Source organism: Streptomyces sp. NPDC002602, from assembly GCF_042889445.1.
In the GTDB taxonomy this organism is placed as follows: domain Bacteria; phylum Actinomycetota; class Actinomycetes; order Streptomycetales; family Streptomycetaceae; genus Streptomyces.
This window is the reverse complement of record NZ_JBIAQX010000001.1, coordinates 486,427-503,476: the sequence shown is the minus strand read 5'-3', so window position 1 is coordinate 503,476 and position 17,050 is coordinate 486,427. Positions and strand designations below refer to the sequence as shown.

11 protein-coding genes and 1 pseudogene are annotated in these 17,050 nt (G+C 68.5%); 9 read left to right on the top strand and 3 right to left on the bottom strand.

Going from position 1 to position 17,050, the window contains the following annotated elements:
- Positions 1-82 precede the first annotated feature (82 nt).
- On the top strand, positions 83-571 hold the full coding sequence (locus tag ACFYW3_RS01895) for a glutathione peroxidase (protein WP_351751473.1): 489 nt from the start codon (positions 83-85) through the stop codon (positions 569-571).
- Between the two features lie 138 nt (positions 572-709).
- Here the strand turns inward: ACFYW3_RS01895 and ACFYW3_RS01890 are convergent, their stop codons facing one another.
- Together ACFYW3_RS01890 and ACFYW3_RS01885 are read right to left on the bottom strand one after the other, a co-directional pair.
- A complete protein-coding gene (locus ACFYW3_RS01890) occupies positions 710-2,389 on the bottom strand; it encodes an AMP-binding protein (protein ID WP_389385250.1) in 1,680 nt (559 codons plus the stop codon).
- Positions 2,390-2,434: 45 nt separating this feature from the next.
- Complete coding sequence (locus ACFYW3_RS01885; protein WP_389385249.1) at positions 2,435-3,712, bottom strand: winged helix DNA-binding domain-containing protein; 1,278 nt, start codon at positions 3,710-3,712, stop codon at positions 2,435-2,437.
- A 403-nt stretch (positions 3,713-4,115) separates the two neighbouring features.
- Between ACFYW3_RS01885 and ACFYW3_RS01880 the strand changes: the two genes are divergently transcribed.
- The 3 genes from ACFYW3_RS01880 (at position 4,116) to ACFYW3_RS01870 (ending at position 7,155) form a co-directional block, all read left to right on the top strand.
- On the top strand, positions 4,116-5,129 hold the full coding sequence (locus ACFYW3_RS01880; RefSeq protein WP_351751450.1) for a magnesium and cobalt transport protein CorA: 1,014 nt from the start codon (positions 4,116-4,118) through the stop codon (positions 5,127-5,129).
- Between the two features lie 596 nt (positions 5,130-5,725).
- On the top strand, positions 5,726-6,463 hold the full coding sequence (locus ACFYW3_RS01875; protein ID WP_389385248.1) for a hypothetical protein: 738 nt from the start codon (positions 5,726-5,728) through the stop codon (positions 6,461-6,463).
- Between the two features lie 164 nt (positions 6,464-6,627).
- Positions 6,628-7,155: an SMI1/KNR4 family protein gene (locus tag ACFYW3_RS01870; RefSeq protein WP_389385247.1), complete on the top strand. Its 528-nt coding sequence runs from the start codon at positions 6,628-6,630 to the stop codon at positions 7,153-7,155.
- 733 nt (positions 7,156-7,888) lie between these two features.
- On the opposite strand, the pseudogene ACFYW3_RS01865 reads toward ACFYW3_RS01870, so the two are convergent.
- Positions 7,889-8,119 (bottom strand): annotated as a pseudogene (locus ACFYW3_RS01865) (hypothetical protein); the annotation flags it as partial.
- 217 nt (positions 8,120-8,336) lie between these two features.
- On the opposite strand from ACFYW3_RS01865, the gene ACFYW3_RS01860 reads away from it, so the two are divergent.
- The 5 genes from ACFYW3_RS01860 (at position 8,337) to ACFYW3_RS01840 (ending at position 17,041) form a co-directional block, all read left to right on the top strand.
- A complete protein-coding gene (locus tag ACFYW3_RS01860) occupies positions 8,337-9,695 on the top strand; it encodes a hypothetical protein (protein WP_389385246.1) in 1,359 nt (452 codons plus the stop codon).
- Positions 9,696-10,145: 450 nt separating this feature from the next.
- A complete protein-coding gene (locus ACFYW3_RS01855; RefSeq protein ID WP_389385245.1) occupies positions 10,146-14,801 on the top strand; it encodes an AAA domain-containing protein in 4,656 nt (1,551 codons plus the stop codon).
- On the top strand, positions 14,798-15,709 hold the full coding sequence (locus ACFYW3_RS01850; protein ID WP_389385244.1) for a hypothetical protein: 912 nt from the start codon (positions 14,798-14,800) through the stop codon (positions 15,707-15,709). Before ACFYW3_RS01855 ends, ACFYW3_RS01850 begins: the two co-directional genes overlap by 4 nt.
- A 132-nt stretch (positions 15,710-15,841) precedes the next feature.
- The gene (locus tag ACFYW3_RS01845) at positions 15,842-16,384 is read left to right on the top strand and encodes a hypothetical protein (RefSeq protein ID WP_389385243.1); all 543 of its coding nucleotides are present in this window, start codon (positions 15,842-15,844) and stop codon (positions 16,382-16,384) included.
- Positions 16,385-17,041 carry a hypothetical protein gene (locus ACFYW3_RS01840; protein WP_389385242.1) on the top strand — a complete coding sequence of 219 codons (657 nt, stop codon included), beginning with the start codon at positions 16,385-16,387 and terminating at the stop codon, positions 17,039-17,041.
- Positions 17,042-17,050 lie beyond the last annotated feature (9 nt).

The following is a 17,050-nucleotide window of genomic DNA, read 5'->3' as shown; positions in this document are numbered from 1 at the left end:
CGACGCGACCGGGACGACGGCGATCGACGGCGTGGCACTAGGCTCGGAGACCTTGACCGCCCTTCCCGCCGAGGAGAGCCCGATGAGCCTGTACGACATTCCGCTGACCACTCTGGACGACGAGCCCACCAGCCTCGCGGCGCACAAGGGCAAGGCGATCCTGCTGGTGAACACGGCCTCGCAGTGCGGCCTCACCCCGCAGTACTCGGGCCTGGCCCGGCTGCAGTTCGCGTACGAGAAGAAGGGGTTCACGGTGATCGGCGTGCCGTGCAACCAGTTCGGCGGCCAGGAGCCCGGCAGCGCGGACGACATCCAGACGTTCTGCGCGACCGGCTTCGGGGTCACCTTCCCCATGCTGGAGAAGTCCGAGGTCAACGGCGAGAACCGGCACCCGCTGTACGCGGAGCTGGTGAAGACCCCGGACGCCGAGGGCGAGGCGGGGGACATCCAGTGGAACTTCGAGAAGTTCCTCATCTCCCCCGCCGGCGAGGTCGTCGGCCGCTTCCGGCCGCGCACCGAGCCCGAGTCCCCCGAGATCGTCGCCGCGATCGAGGCGCAACTGCCCGCGTAGCACCCCCTCGGCACGCCACGCCGCCGACACCCGCGCCCGCGGGTGCGGGGGCGGGGGCGGGGGCGGGTGCGGGTGCGCGGGCACGGGCACGGGGCGCCGGCCGGAGCGGGAACGTACCGGCCGGCGCCCCGGCCCGGCTCAGTCCAGGTCGGCCTCGTCGTACTCGGCGCCGGACCCGGCCTCGGTGAGCTCGCGGAGCTCGACCCGGCGGATCTTGCCGGACACGGTCTTCGGCAGCTCCCCGAACTCGATGCGCCGGACCCTCTTGTACGGGGAGAGCACCGCCCGGGAGTGCTCGAACAGCACCCGGGCCGTCTCCTTCCCCGGCTCCCACCCGGCGGCGAGGGTGATGTACGCCTTCGGCACGGCCAGCCGGAGCGGGTCCGGGGCGGGGACCACGGCGGCCTCGGCCACGGCCTCGTGCTCCAGCAGCGCGCTCTCCAGCTCGAACGGACTGATCTTGTAGTCCGAGGCCTTGAACACGTCGTCGGCCCGCCCCACGTAGGTGAGGTAACCGTCGGCGTCCCGCGCGGCGATGTCCCCCGTGCGGTAGAGCCCGTCCGCCATGGCTTCCGCGGTGCGCCCCGGGTCGTCGCGGTAGCCGGTCATCACCCCGGCGGGACGGGTCCGCAGGTCCACGCAGACCTCGCCCTCCCGCTCGGACTCCTTGCCGGTGACGGAGTCCAGCAGCACGATCTCGTAGCCGGGCGCCGGACGTCCCATGGAGCCGGGTTTGACGGGCACCCCCGGGAAGTTGCCCACCTGAAGGGTCGTCTCGGTCTGGCCGAAGCCGTCGCGGATGGTCACGCCCCAGGCCTCGCGGATCCTCTCGATGACCTCCGGGTTGAGCGGTTCGCCCGCGGCGACCGCCTCTCGCGGGGGATTCCGGAGCTTGGTGAGGTCGGACTGGATCAGCATCCGCCAGACGGTGGGCGGGGCACAGAAGGTGGTGACGCCTCCCCGGTCCATCTCCGCCATGAGCCGCTCGGCGTCGAAGCGCGTGTAATTGTGGACGAAGACGGTCGCACCGGCGTTCCACGGCGCGAAGAGGTTGGACCAGGCGTGCTTGGCCCAACCGGGCGAGGCGATGTTGAGGTGGACGTCGCCGGGGCGCAGCCCGAGCCAGTACATGGTGGAGAGGTGCCCGATCGGGTACGAGGCGTGGGTGTGCTCGACGAGCTTGGGCCGGGCGGTGGTACCCGAGGTGAAGTACAGCATCAGCGGGTCGCCGGCCAGGGTCTCCGCGTCCGGGCTGAAACTCCGGTCGGCGGTGTGGAAGTCGGCCAGTCGCAGCCAGCCCGCGGGGATCCGGGACCCGGCGGCGATCCGGGTGTACGCACCGGGCACCTCGTCGAACTTGCCGGTGTCCTCGGCGCGCGTGATGACGTGCCGCACCAGGCCCCGTTCGACCCGGTCGCGGAGGTCCGCGGGGCCGAGCAGCGGGGTGGCGGGGATGACCACGGCCCGGAGCTTCATCGCGGCGAGCATGACCTCCCACAGTTCACGCTGGTTGCCGAGCATGACCAGGATCCGGTCCCCCGCCGCGACACCTTGGACGCGCAGCCAGTTCGCGGCGGCTCCCGAACTCGCGCTCAGCTCCTCGAAGGACACTCCCTCGCTCGTTCCGTCCTCCTCGACGATGCGCAGGGCGTCGGCCGAGTTCCCCCGGGCGATGTGGTCGAACCAGTCGAGGGCCCAGTTGAACCGCTCGGGGCGGGGCCAGGTGAACCCGGCGTGGGCGGCGTCGTAGTCCCCGCGACGTTCGAGCAGGAAGTCCCGCGCGGCCAGGAAGGTGTGGGTGGCGCTGTTCTCCGTCATGAGAGGCATCGTGCCGCGCCGGACACGGACACCACCAGGCCGCCGTCAGCCCCGGATTGACCCGAAGCGCACGCGACGGGGACCGTCCGCGGGCGCGGGCACGGCCCCTGCGGAGGAGGTGACACCGGGCCCACCCGGGGGCACGGCACCGGTACCGGCACCGGCACCGGCCCCCGTACGGGCACTCGTACCGGCGGGCGTACCGGCGGGCGTGTCGGCCATGTCGGCGAGCAGCGCCTCCCCCTCGGCGACGATCTCCTCCTTCCGCGCCCGTGACGCCGGGCCGAGGAGTTCCACGGTGAGCACCCCGGCGTCCGCCTTCCACAGCCCGCCGAGGAAACCGTCGAGCAGCAACACCCGGTGGGCCTGGTTGCCGGTCCACGTACGGCCCTTCAACTCCGGTGCGATCACCCGGGACCGGTCGGCGTGGGAGAGCAGCAGGTTGTCGAACTCGGGGAGGAACCGCGGCGGGGCCGCCGTCCCGGCATCGGGCCGCGGCGCGTCGGGCAGGTCGAACAACTCGACACCGTTCTCGTCGCGGAAGGTGAGCAGCCGCGGCCGCAACCGCTCGAACGATTCCTTCAGCCGGGTCAGCCCGGCCCAGGTCTGCGTGTCCTTCACCGAGGCGGGCCCGAAGGCTCCGAGGTACCGCAGCACCACACCGTCGACGCTCCGCGCCTCACCCACGCTCCGCACCTCACCCACGCTCCGCACCTCACCCACGCTCCGCGCCTTCCCGACCGGCCGCTGGAGCCAGTTCTCCACGGTCGTGAGCCGTACCTGCCCGCTGCGCCCCCACACCCCGCGCGGGGTGACCTGTACGAGCGGCAACAGACAGCGCGCGGCGACGGACAGGGATTGCGGGTCGGCTTCGGGCCACTCCTTGAGGAGCTCCTCCCGGATCTCCCCCATGGTGCGCGGCTCGGCCTCCACGAAGGCGCGCGCGTCGAGGGCCAGCCGGTCCAGGTCCACCCCGACGAGACCCTTGCGGAACTGGTTCACCTCGCGGTCGCGCGCCGCCTGGACCAGCGGCCGGAGGGTCAGCGCGTCGTCCGCGGTGTGGGTGTGGATGGTCGAGCGCATGGTGACCATCCGCACCACCTGGCGGGATTCCATCAACCCGGCCAGCTCGGCGGGCCTGAACCCGGCGAGCCGGGCGTGCAGCTGGAAGTACGGCGGTTTGACGTTCTGCGCCTGAAGTCCGAGGAGGTGCGCGACGGCGTCCCCCGCGGACATCTCGGCGCGGCTCAGCAACAGCTGGCGGGCCAGCGTGGCACGGTTCAGTGCGCGGGTGTCGAGTACGGGAGCGGTTCTGGAGGCCATGGCAGCACGCTAACCCCGCTTGCGGACAGGAACGGTCCGCAACGTCAAGGACCATTCCTCCCTATATCCTTCCCCTCGCCCCCAATGCACGCGTCCGACCGACCACGGGAGCTGAGCTGCGATGCCGGAGCGCCCACACCGCCGTCCCTCCACTCCGTCGGACGCCGCATCCCCTCCCTCGGGGCCCTCGCGGTCACCCGGCCCATCGGGCTCGTCGCCCTCACCCGGTTCGTCGGGCTCCTCGGGCTCATCCGGCTCATCGGGCTCATCGGGCTCATCGCCGAGGCGTACGGGGTGGCTCCGCCCCTCCTCCCCGACCGGCGCCCCGCCCACCACTCCCCCGGCGTCGGCTTCCACCCCGGACCCCGCGTCGCCGGAACCGACGCCCCCGAACCACCGCAGCGTGATCGACTCCGCCGTCTACCGCGACGGCCGCCGCGCCGCGTCCCCCGCCACCCTCGCCGACACCTTCCGGCAACTGCGCGAACAGCCCGACGGCATGGCCTGGATCGGCCTGCACCGCCCGACGGAGGCCGAACTACACTCCCTCGCCGCCGAGTTCAACCTCCACCCGCTGTCCATCGAGGACGCGCTGGAGGCACACCAACGCCCCAAACTGGAACGCTACGGCGACACCCTCTTCGTCGTCCTGCGCGCCGCCCGGTACCTGGACGCACTGGAGGAGGTCGACTTCGGCGAGCTCCACGTCTTCGTCGGCCCGGACTTCCTCATCACGGTCCGCCACGGCGCGGCCCCCGACCTCTCCGCCGTCCGCCGCCGCATGGAGGAAACCCCCGACCTCCTCTCCCTCGGCCCGGAAGCCGCCCTGTACGCCATCCTCGACGCGGTCGTCGACGGATACGCCCCCGTCGTCGAGGGCGTCCAGATCGACATGGACGAGATCGAGACCGAGGTCTTCCGCGGCGACCCCGAGGTCTCCCGCCGCATCTACGCGCTCTCCCGCGAGATGGTCGAGTTCCAGCGCGCCACCCGCCCGCTGGTCGGCATGCTCCACAGCCTGATGGCCGGCTTCGCCAAGTACGGCACCGACGAGGAACTCCAGCGCTACCTCCGCGACGTCGCGGACCACGTCACCCACACCAGCGAACGCGTCGACGGCTTCCGCCAGGCCCTGACCGAAATCCTGACGGTCAACGCCACCCTGGTCTCCCAACAACAGAACGCCGAGATGCGCGCCCTGGCCGAAGCGGGCTTCGAACAGAACGAGGAGATCAAGAAGATCTCCGCCTGGGCCGCCATTCTCTTCGCCCCCACCCTGGTCGGCACCATCTACGGCATGAACTTCGAAACCATGCCCGAACTCCAGTGGGCAGCCGGCTACCCCTTCGCGATCCTGCTGATGGCGGTGGTCTGCGTCAGCCTGTACGTCATCTTCAAGAAGCGCGACTGGCTCTAGCCAGCACATCGCGACGGTTGATCCACTTAGCTCTCGCGAACGTCGAGAAGTAGTCCGCCCGCCCCCCTAGGGACAATCTGGGGAGAATGCGCCAGCCATCCGGCAGGGCACTCCCCCGCACCCGGGCTCCGAACCCCTGGTGCCGCCATCCACCCTCGGCCGCGCGCCTGCGGAGGATAACGAGTCGACGGACAGACGGCGATCGGCCGTGATGCCGGGAGCAGCATGTCCGCGGCACGAATCGCGTCGGGCTCGCGAAGCCAGAGTGCATGCAGCCCGTCGCCCACTGGCCAGATACAGGGCGGGGAAGACGGGCAGGACCGCTGTCAGGGGCGGAGGCTAACGTCGGCGGCATACGACTACCAGCAGCGGGAGACTCCATGCCGTCAGAGCACATACAGCAGGAAACCGAGCAAGCTCGGCCGACCGGACCGCGGCTGCTGGCGCCGATCCCGTTCGAGGTCGAGTCGGTCTTTCCGGAGCTGGCCGGTACGGCCCGCGAGGTCACCCTTCTCTACCCTCGGGCCGGGCAGCCGGGCCCAGGCGACAGCTCCATCGGCGGGCCCCTGCTGTGGCCGGCTGGCGAGCCTTGGCCTATGTGCGCCGAACCGGACCACTACAAGCCGCTCGCCGCACCCGTCGGGCCCGACCCGGTCGCGATGGTCCCGGTGGTCCAGCTGTACGCACGCGACGTGCCCGGCCTCGCCTTCCCCACCGGCACCGACCTGTTGCAGATCGTGTGGTGCCCGCTCGTGCACGAGGACGACCAGTACGCGGCCAACCCCCACCTCCACTGGCGCAACACGGCGCTGACAGCCGCTGACGCCTCTGCCGGCAAACCGCCCCGCCCGCACACCGCGGAAGAGGACTACCTGCCCCGGCCCTGCACGGTGTCCCCCACACCAGCCGTGGAGTACCCAAACTGGGACCTGCCGGACGAACTCAGCGAGCAGCTCGGCGAACGCTTCGAGACCCTGCAGCAGGAACGCGGCTTCGACTACTTCGAGGTGGCCACCACCCAGCAGAGCAAGGTCGGTGGCTATCCGAGCTGGACCCAGCCGCCGAACTGGCCTGACTGCACGGGCTGCGGCACGCGCATGGAGCACCTGCTCAGCATCACAGCGACCGAGGCGGGCATGGGCCGATGGCTCCCCCTGGACGAGCGGAACCCCAGCCAGGACCAGGCCGCGACCCCATCCTGGCGAGCCGAGGCGGACCCCGCCGCCCTTGACGCATTTGGGCACCACATGGGCCTGGGTGACCTTGGTGGCATGTACTTCTTCGTCTGCCGCACCTGCCCAAACACCCCCTACACCCACCGCTACGACTGCTGAACCCGGCCTGAATGGCCGAGGGTGGCACAGCATGTGCCGTGCCACCCGCTCGTCGCGTTCACGCTGCCCTTTCTCACCAGACAACTACAAACCGGCAGTCGTCCAGCGACCTTGCACGTTGCTCGTAAACCACCGATGTCCGACCCCCTGTCTAGCCTGTCCCCGTGAAGCCCACCGATGACCGCCAGTTCCCCGCCGCACTCGCCACTGCGATGGCCGTTCGATCCGAGTACGCAGACGGGAACGCGATCGACTTCGAGCCCTTCCCCGCCTTCCTGTCCGCTGCCGAGACCACCGACTGGTTCCAGGCGTGGACCGGGAACAGTGAGCTGAACGGCAGCGACTTCCGCGTGTTCGGGCAGGACGGCACGGGCGGGTACGCCGCGTTCTGGCTGATCCGCCCGAGCCGGCCGCTGTCCGACCAGCCCGTGGTCTTCCTCGGCTCCGAGGGCGAGACCGGTGTCGTCGCCCGCGATCTGGGCGACTTCCTGTGGCTACTGGCCGACGGCTTCGGCCCCTTGGAGGCTGCCACCTCGTACGAGCCCGACTGGAAGGCGCACCCCAACCCGGAGTTGGCAGCCATCGCCGAAGGATTCGCACCGCACCAGCGCCGGTCGGCGGCAGCCGTGATCGAGCTGGCGGCCCAGGAGTTCCCCGACTTCGACGACACCATCATGGAGATCTGCCGCTGAATCCGGCGTCGTCACCTGCACGACCAGCCGGAATCACTGGACAATCCTCGACCTCACGCGAGTGATCACCGCCGAACTCGCCCCTTCGGCACGGTCCCCACGGCAGGGGAATGGGGGCCGCTTACTCAAGTCACCAAGCCCCTCTGCCGCGTTCGAGCATCGCTGCAGCCTCCGGCCATGAATCATGAGGGGGCGAGGATGCGCTGGTTTGGGAGGCTCGCGAGATGCCGGCCGCCGGACAGAGCGAGGAGGAGGTCTTCGCCGAACTGGCCGCGCACACCGGTGAGTGTGACGCCTGCGCGTTGGCCCTATGTCTGGCCATGGGAGTGCCCCGGCCGGACGCCGAAGTCCGGTTCGGCGCGCGTGGCCTGGAAAACGGTGTCCTGTTTGACCCGTGTGAAGGGGCGCCTGTCGCTGCGAAGCCATAGCCGCCCCGAGTGCGCTCAACGCCGCGGCCGTCCGCCAGGAGGGCTATGCCGTGGAAGCCCTCACCGAGCTCGTCCTGTCGTACGTTGCCCAGCACCCCGAAGCCCGCGTGGTCCCGGACGTACTCCCGCAATAGCCAAGGGAAACCGGCACCGAATACAGGCGCCTGTGCGCCACAGTCGCTCCGGACGGCGGCATATACCTCCCCTACGAGGACTGACAGGCCCCAGCCCAGAGCCCTGCGCCCGGTGGTGGGTACCTCCCGGCCACCGGGCGGCGGCACTCCTCGTGTGGAACCCGCCAGGCCCTACCCACTGGCCGTCACAGATCCGTGGCGAGCGTCGCCTGCCGCGAGGAACGGGGCCAAGAGGTCGACGGCTTCCTCCCAGCGGAAGCGGTCGGCGCCGCCGCCGGACTTCGGGCGGTGCGGCTCGTAGCTGCCGACCAGAACGCCCATCTCGCGCAGCTCGGCGAGGCTGCGCTGATGCGCGCGCTGGGCCGCGAGGACGGTGTTCAGCAGTCTGGGCAAGACGACGGGTGCCAGAAGGGGCGCCCGCCGGCCATGGCTCGTTCCCTGTGACCTCCCGGGATGCGGCCGAGGCCACCGAGGCGGCCCTGAGAGCCCGTTGCCGGCGGACCACTCCCGGCGGCGGGGACCTGCATCGTCATGTGCCCGCGTACGCCCTGTGTGCGCCCCTCCTGCAGCACGTAGCTTGCGACGTTGGTCTGACCGTGGAAGCCGTAGGGGGAACAGGTTGAAGCCAGCCGCTGACGTACTCAAGGACCTCGTCCAGCCGTCGAACATCTCGATCCACTCCAGTTCGGCCTTGGTCGGCAGCGTCGACGACGCCGCAGCCGAGGACGACAAGGCACGCGAGGAGAAGGAACTCGACCAGCTCCGGCGAAAGCCCGAGCTCCGGCCCATTCCCGCGAAGGAGCTGGACCGGACCGTCCAGCTGACGCCCTGGGACGTGCTGCACACCCTCGGTCAAGGCATCGCCCTCTCGCGGCGGGGCGCCAGCCGTGGACTCGCCGAGCACTGGGGTTCCCTGAAATACAGCCAGGCTCTGGCCGGCAGCATCAACTCGTTCATGACCCTCTCCGCGGAGGGGCGGGAGACAGCTGACTACTACAAGGCGATCCAGTCCGGAGAACTTGGAACCGGCTTCGCCCTGACCCTTGCCCGGCAGCTCCTGAGCCGCCGCTACCCGGACCACTCGGTCTCGATCGTCCCCGCGGACACTGCACTGCGGGCAGGCTGGGCTTTGACCAGTCGCGACGCGGGCCATCGATCCGGCTACCGTTACCGGCCACAGTTCTTCGCCGAGATATGGAAGCCCGGAGAGGCGCCGAGGATCCTTCCGATCGCCTGCAAGGGCAACCACAGTAACGCCGCCGCCTCTCACATCCAGCTCGCGTCCGCTTCTGCGCACGTCGAGGCGGTCCACATCGGCCCGTGGGACGAGACACCGGCCCTCGTGTTCAGTACGGAACTCCCCACTGAGGGCGTGCTCACGGTGCACGCCTTGCAGGCCCGCGGAACCGGTGGTCGACTGACCGGCTCGATGGATGCCCCCGGCACCCGCCTTGACCATCGCCTCGAGGACGCGAACATCTTCCCGGGCATCCAACCGCCGGCCGAGGGTAAGCCGAAGCCGGAGTCACAGCTCGGCTTCCACGTACAGCCGGAGCACTATGCCTGGTTCCGGCAGGTCCTCGCCCGAACCGCGGCGGCCGGGCTGACGGCCTTCGCCGGCGACGGCGCCGCCACAGCCCAGTACCTGACCAAACGGCAGGGCCGGCGCCACTTCACCGACCCCACCCACGCCGCCACCAACAGCATCCAGGACGCGAACCAACGGCTCCTCGGCATCGACTTCGTTGGCACCGACCATGTGTTCCGCCTCAATAGGACGCGGGTCGAGGCATTCTCCGGGGTCGCGAACGACCTCTTCCGCCACCTCGCGGAAGGCTGTGTCGAGCAGTACCGCACGGAGATCCACGCCCAGCGCAGGAGCTGGCCCCTCCTCGCCTGGGATTCGGAGTGGGACGGACCCGTATCCGTCCACCAGGACGGCTCTGTACTCGCCATGCGGGTATTGCCACAGGCCTGAGGGCCGCATGGCCGGTGTCGCTCCCTGCAAGCAAGGGGGCGACACCAAGGTGTGGGATGACGCCGACGACGCTTCGCGTCCTGCAACCAGCCCTCGAACGCTCAGAGTTCCGCCCGCCGCCTTGGTGAGCGCCCAGAGGGTCCTACTCCGTCAACCGAGCCGCCTTACGCCCTGTCATCCCCACCCATGCGCCTTTGGATGGACTACGCCATCGGGGCCGCCTGAAACTCGCTCGCGCAACCGGCTCTCCCGAACTCCCGGCTTGATTGCCCCAGATACCTGGAGCGTCACACGGGTACCGAAGGTCGGCGGATCTCCACGAGGTACTCGCCGGAAACAAGGCGATTCAGCCCACATGAAGCTCATATTTCGCCATTTTCCCGAGACAGGTTGCCCCCGCTACTGCTCATCCCGATCCTGGAACGTTCGCCACCAGCCGGGAGGAGAAAAGTGAACGTACCGCGACGTCACGCGAAGAACCCCGACGTCATCGGCCAGACTGCCAGTCTGATCGGCTTCCTCAAGGAGGTCGTTCAGAGCAGCAACCAACGACTTCGTGATGACCGCCGCTCAAGGGAGCGGTTGTGGCTGGTCGCCATGCCCCCCTCGGTACGACGCCCGTCCGACCGACTCGACGGGCTGCTGTTCACGCTTGACCACGTTCCGCAGACATCGCCGCCCCCACTCCCGGATCTGCTGGACGGATGGGTCTCCACGGAACGCTGCCAGGACGCGGACGGCGGTGACCCTCCGCTCGAAGCTGAGGGACCGGGGCAGGAACTGGTGCGAGCTGCGGATGGCAGCCAGTCCTGGGAACAGGCGGCGGAGCAGACCGTCCGCCGAGAGGATTCCGACGAGGTACTCCGAGACTACGGTCCCTGGCTGACGCGCTGGAGGAAGTGGGCGGAGAGGGAGCGCGCTGAACGCGCCCTTCGGGACCTGTACGACCAGGTCTACAGCTGGCACCAGAAGCTGACCCAGCAGGATGATCAGCTAGAACTCGTGCTTGCCACAGGGCTCTTGACGTGGAGCGATCCACGCGGTGACGCCATCCATCGTCACCTGCTCACCCACCGCGTGGAGACCGTGGTAGACCGAAAGACCGCCAAGCTCACCGTGCGGCTCATGGCTGAGGGGGCCGTGCGGCTGGAGGATCAATCATTCCTCGACACCGATGACGGCTGGGCGCCCGAACGCTCCGCCGCGCTCACCGAAGAGATCGCGGCCCAGTCACTGCACCTGCTTGGTTCGGAGGCCTTGGAGCAGTTGGCCCAGTGGCAGGAGCGGGTGCTGCAACGGCCTGTGTCCTTCAGTGCCGAGTGGCAGCCGCCCCGCGAGCCCGAGGCAGGCGCGCGCCTTACGTACGCTCCCGCACTGGTACTGCGTCCACGGGACCGCAATGCTCTGCTGGGCTTCTACGACCGGATCGCCGACAGCGTGTCCTCCGAGGCACACGCACCTCTGGGTCTCGCCCAGCTGGTGCTGCCGCTGAACTCCGAGGAGCGCGTGAACTGGGACGGTCGAGGGATTCCACCCCTGCTCGGGGACAACCCGCTCTTCCCAGGAAAGACCAACGAACGTCAACGCAGTGTCCTGCGGCGGCTGGAGCACGACACGGGCGTGGTGGTCCAAGGCCCACCTGGCACCGGAAAGACCCACACGATCGCCAACCTGGTCTCCGCGCTGCTGGCGCAGGGGCAGAGGGTCTTGGTGACCAGCGCCCGCGACCAGGCCCTGACAGTCCTGCGGGACAAACTTCCTCCCGCGGTACGGGACCTGTGCGTCCTCCTGCTGAGCTCGGCACGGCAGGACGGGGCCGATGAACTGGAACGCACGGTCAACGCTCTCACCGATCAGGTCGCCGCGAGTGATCCCGAGCAACTGCGGGACGAGATCCATCGGCTCTCCGCCCGCCGGGAGGAGGTACGGGGAAGGATCAGCGCGCTCACCGAACAGGTGATCGCGCTGCGGGAGGCCGAGGTCTACCGGCACCCGGAGATCGCACCGGGATACGCCGGCACTCTCGCCGCAATTGTGCAGCGTGTGCAAGAAAACGCCGGACACTCCTGGATCGGTCTTGTGCCGGCTGACAGCCCGACCCTGTCTGTCCCGCCGCTGTCCCCCGCGCAAGCGGTGGAACTGCTGAGCCTGCTGCGCGACGGTGCGGCTGAGCCGCGCGCCGGTGGCACTCTGCCGGACCCCGACGGCCTCCCCTCCCCCGAAGCCTTGGCCCAGGCACTCTCAGTCAGCCGCGTCACCGATGAGGGCCTATCCTCCGGAACGGTCCGCATCCGCGGCGATCTTGCCAGGCTCGACAGCTCTGTCACCGATGAGCTGACCTCTCTCGTGGATTCCTGCCGTACGGCTCTGCACCACCTGGGTCTGTCTCCGCAGGCCACACAATGGGATGAGGGCAAGTGGGCCACCAAGGCCCTCAGCGACCGACTCTCCCGTGAGAACCTCGCGCTGTGGCGTCGCGTGTCCGAACATGCCGATCAACTCGCCTCGATCTCCGAGCGGCTGAACGAACAGGGGATGACGCGCGTCACCGTGCCCGGGCAGCTCTCCACAGAACAAGGGGATGCGATGCTCACGGCGGGTTCTGCGCTGCGCGAGCACCTCGTCTCGGGTGGCAAACTGCGAGTCCGCGGCAGCTTCCGCGCCTCGCGGGCGCAGAAGGCCGCGCAGAACCTCCTCGACTCGTGCACGGTGAACGGCCACTCACCCGAAACCCTGGAGGATCTCGACGCCGCCCTTGCTCACCTCCGCGCCCGCTCCGCCGTTGCCACACTTGCGGAGCGGTGGGGCCAAGTGCAGGTGCCCGTATCCGAAGGACCGCTGGAAGTTCGGCTCGCGTCGATGACGGAGGCGTACGCACGCCTGAACCATGTCGACACTTTCGGCGCCGGCCGCGAGCGCATCGACGAGCTGCTCGTACATCACGGGGTACACATCGCCCTCACTTCCAGGTCGGCATGGCAGGACTTCACCGGCGCCCTCTCTTCGGTCTCCGGCCGACGAGCGGCGGACGAAGCTACGGCCCAGTTGCTTGCTTGGGAGGAACAACTGCGCACACCGGTGGACAGCTCCCACCCCACCACCGAAGCCGTGGCCGCCGCCCAAGCCGTTCGGGAGCAGGACATCGACCGATACGCCAAGGAACTTGAGGCGCTGCGCGAGGCTCATCGGCGTGAACACCGCCGGCGTCGATGCGCCGTGCTGCTCGAAGGCGTCCGCCGGGCCCACCCGCTGCTCGCTGACCAGCTGACGCACCACCCTGATGACCGGGCATGGGAAGCTCGCCTGGGCTCGCTGGCGGAGGCGTGGTCCTGGGCGGTGGCTTCTACCTTCGTCCACCGTCAGCGCACACCGGGACGCGAACGTCAGGTCGAAGGCGAACTGGCGCAGTGTGAACGTCACCTGGAGGACATCACCGGTGAACTCGCTGCCACCTGGGGAAGGTGGCACTGTCTGCACCGCATGACGCAAGAGCAGCGGTCGGCACTCCAGGCGTACCGCAACCACATGTCCTCGTACGGCAAGGGCAAGGGGCGCGGTGCGGGCCGATACCGTGCCGCGGCGTACGACGCCATGAAGACGGCGCAGGAAGCAGTCCCCGCGTGGGTCATGCCCATCTCCCAGGTCGCCGAAATGGTCCAACCCAAGCGGGACGCGTTCGATGTCGTCATCGTCGACGAGGCCAGTCAGGCCGGCATGGACGCCCTGTTCCTGCTGTGGCTGGCGCCCCGCGTCATCGTCGTGGGGGACGACAAGCAATGCGCGCCCCCGCTCAGCGGCATGGGCCGGCATCAGGCGATCCATGACCGGCTCGTCTCCCACTTGCCGGACATGCCTCCGAGGCTGCGCACGCTCTACGGACCCTCCACCAACCTCTACCAGTTGCTGTCCACCTTCTTCCCGAAGGTGATCCGGTTGGAGGAACACTTCCGTTGCATGCCGGAGATCATCGGCTGGTCTTCGCAGACCTTCTACAACAACAAGCTGCAGCCTCTGCGCCAGTACGGCGGTGAGCGCCTCGACCCCCTCGTGGCCCAGTTCGTTGAAGGGGCCGTTACCCAGGGGCGCGACAGCAGGATCCGCAACCCGAAGGAGGCCGAGGCCATCGTCGACTGCCTGGCCAGGCTCGTAGCGGACCCTGACTACCGCGACCGGACCATGGGCGTCATCACCCTTCAGGGGTCGATCGGTCAGGTCAAGCTCCTGGAAAAGCTCATCCAGGAACGTATCCCGGCGCCGATGCTTGAACGCCACCAGATCCGTGTGGGCAGCCCGGCGTCGTTCCAGGGAGACGAACGGCACGTCATCCTGCTGTCGATGGTCGTCACCGATCCGCCGCGCATCACGGGAGGGGCCCGCAGCGAACGACAGGCATACAACGTCGCCGCGTCCCGGGCACAGGACCAGATGTGGCTCTTCTACTCGGTACCGCCGGACCGATTGAAGAGGGAGGACATGCGACTCAACCTCCTGTCCTATATGGAGAACCCGCCATCCGCGCTTGCCGGCTCCGAGGACATCGGAGAGGTAGCTGGCGATGTGCCGCAGAAGCCCTTCGAATCGCTCTTCGAGCAGCAGGTCTACCTGCACCTGAAGGCCCGCGGATATCACGTCGTCCCACAGTATCCGGCAGGGAACAAGCGCCTCGACCTCGTCGTCGTAGGGGCACGTGGGCGCCTGGCCGTGGAGTGCGACGGCGACCGGTATCACTCGACACCCGAGCAGATCCGTCATGACCAACGGCGCGACCGTGAACTCCAACGTGTCGGCTGGACGTTCTGGCGGATTCGCGAAAGCGAGTTCCGATTCGACCCTGAGGAGGCATTGTCCGGCCTATGGGATGAGCTCGGACGACTTGGCATCCATCCGGCCACATTCGAGGGGACCAGTGACCGGACCCGTTCGTCCGCCACACCCACCAGCGTGCAGTGGACCCCCTTCGACCTCTCATCCGACGATGGCCTGGCCGACGACATGGCGGAGGCACCTGAGGACCCGGGTACGGACGATCTGGCCAACACGCTCTACAAGGCAGAAGACAACGAAGTAGACGACGAAACCGACGACAGCACGGAAGGCTCGGCATGACTGCGCAGTCCCCACTCGGCATCCTCGACGCCAACACCCTGGAGGAGCTCGCGCGCGTCATCTGCGGCGACGACCACCTCTACCACCGCAAGGGTTTCGAGATCGCGCGCTTCCTGGAACACGCCGGCTGGCAGCGGGTGCCGGAGTACAACGGCGAGTACAGGATGGAATGGACGCTCGCCCGGCTCAGCGAACGCCGAGAAGAGCCCACCGAGCTGGAACGGGTCCTGCTTCGCCTCGCCGACCCTCGCGAATACCTTGACGAGCCAGACCAGCTCCCCGCTGTCGTCTCCGCGGTCAACGCGTTCCTGGTCTACGAGGGAGCACGCCTGGAGAATCCTGGCGGCCGCCCCCGTCTCGTCGCCTGCGACCCCTCCCTTGCCCACCCGGGTAGCCAGGGTCCTGCCGAACTCAGCGCAGCCATGACCGATCTCATCAGTGACCGGAAGATGGCCGCCCTGCTCCAACACCGCTTGGACGAGGCACGCACCTGCTACGCCAATGGCGCTCACGTGGCCGCGATCATCATGCTCGGCAGCCTGCTGGAAGGCGTCATGGTCCATGTGGTGCGCGAACGCGACGCCTCACGACTCGGCAGTACGTCAGCGGATAGGGTCACCCTGGACACTTTGATCAAGACCTGCCACGACGCAGGATGGATCGGTGCCGACGTAGAGCGCTTCTGTCACGAGCTGCGCAAGTACCGCAACTTCGTCCATCCGCGAGCAGAGATCCGCGAGGCCCACACCCCGGATCGCGACACGCTGGACATGTGCTGGCCCGTGGTCAACGCAGTCCTGAACGACCTCGCCGCCTCCCAGCCGAAGACGTCCACGCCAAAGCCAACCGCCGCGCCTGTCCGACCCGTGCCCCGGCCATCGCCAGCGCGACCAGCACGTCGGCCCTGACACCAGGGCGCGGTTGGTTCGGCCACCGCCCTGCGCTCAAGAGCAGGGCGCAGTGGCCGAACCAACGCCTTGCCCGGCGGCTCATCGAAGTCCATCCAGGAAATCGGCTCCGGTGGCCTGTACGTCGCGATCGTGGACGCCCCGATTCCGGGCAGTGGTTACACCGTCCGCTGGGAAGCCACCGAGAGCTTGCCGACCCAGGACGTCGGCAAGCTCGTCGATGGCAGCGGGCTTGGTGGGGTCGAAGTCCGCTTCTTCCTCGTGCAGCAGCACGTCACCTCCTCCAAGGCCTACGACTGGGATCACCTGGCGCTGCTCTGGCAGGAGTACCTCGCCTACGAGGGCTGGATTCCGTGGCGACTCCATCCGCCGCGCAAGAAGTTGCAGTGGGAGAAGGATGGCGTGGCTCGGCTCAAGGAACTCGGCGCTCCGGCGTTCCTCGGCTATGGCTTCGGCGAGGGGCAGGCCAAGCTCAGCGGTGAGGTCAGGTTCGGCGCGCGCTTCGTGCTGCCGCCTTCAACCGAACTCAAGGAGGCCGCCGAGGTGCTCAGTAGGATGGCCGTGATCGGGTCCCGGATGGCACAGCACGCGACGCAGCCGCAAGCCAAGGAGGCTGTGATCGCGCTGATCGACGGAGAATCTCATGGCAGCGGCGATGCAGGGGTGGACGGATAGATGACGGGCGACTTCGGACCGGACCGCTTGCGGCAGCTCTTCGGCGACCCGAACGAGGACGGGGTCTACCTCGTCGGCGTGGTGGAATTCTCCGACGATGCGAGCGAGGACCAGTGGTCGTACGTCGGGAACACTCAGATGGGGACCCTGGAGTCAGTTGTCAGCAGACTCGGCTACGAGCGGCGTGACATCAGGATCGCGGAGCCTTACCGAGAGCCCGGCCGGGGGGTGCTGCCGGACGGCACAGAGCTGGCGGTCACGTCGACCACCGTGCGAGGGAGCGCATCCTGGCATCGGATCAGCAGGGAGCCAACGCCGGAGGAACGCCTCCGGTGGGCAGGGCATCCAGTGCCACCGCCACTTCCGCCCAAGCCTGTGCCGGTCGGTCCCAACATGGAGACGGCGAGGCCTCGGATCGAGGAGCACCAGGGAGAGGTCTTCTACACGAAGACCGGCAAGCCCTTCACCTACCGGACCGACCGCTACACCCTGGTCATCGTCGAGAGCCGGCGCAACGTGCAGTGGCACGAGATCAGGTCCGCACTGGAGGCATGGCCGATCGGGGGGCCGTCGGAGATTCCACGATGCCCCGAACGTTCTGGGCGCTACGTCTACGGGATCGTGTCCGACGAGCGGATCCGGCGAGGGGACTGGTGACAACCTTGT

Excerpts from the sequence above, each read along its gene's own strand:
- ACFYW3_RS01895 (WP_351751473.1), top strand. The coding sequence starts at position 83 with ATGAGCCTGTACGACATTCCGCTGACCACTCTGGACGACGAGCCCACC.
- ACFYW3_RS01890 (WP_389385250.1), bottom strand. The coding sequence starts at position 2,389 with ATGACGGAGAACAGCGCCACCCACACCTTCCTGGCCGCGCGGGACTTC.
- ACFYW3_RS01885 (WP_389385249.1), bottom strand. The coding sequence starts at position 3,712 with ATGGCCTCCAGAACCGCTCCCGTACTCGACACCCGCGCACTGAACCGT.
- ACFYW3_RS01875 (WP_389385248.1), top strand. The coding sequence starts at position 5,726 with ATGTGCGCCGAACCGGACCACTACAAGCCGCTCGCCGCACCCGTCGGG.
- ACFYW3_RS01850 (WP_389385244.1), top strand. The coding sequence starts at position 14,798 with ATGACTGCGCAGTCCCCACTCGGCATCCTCGACGCCAACACCCTGGAG.
- ACFYW3_RS01840 (WP_389385242.1), top strand. The coding sequence starts at position 16,385 with ATGACGGGCGACTTCGGACCGGACCGCTTGCGGCAGCTCTTCGGCGAC.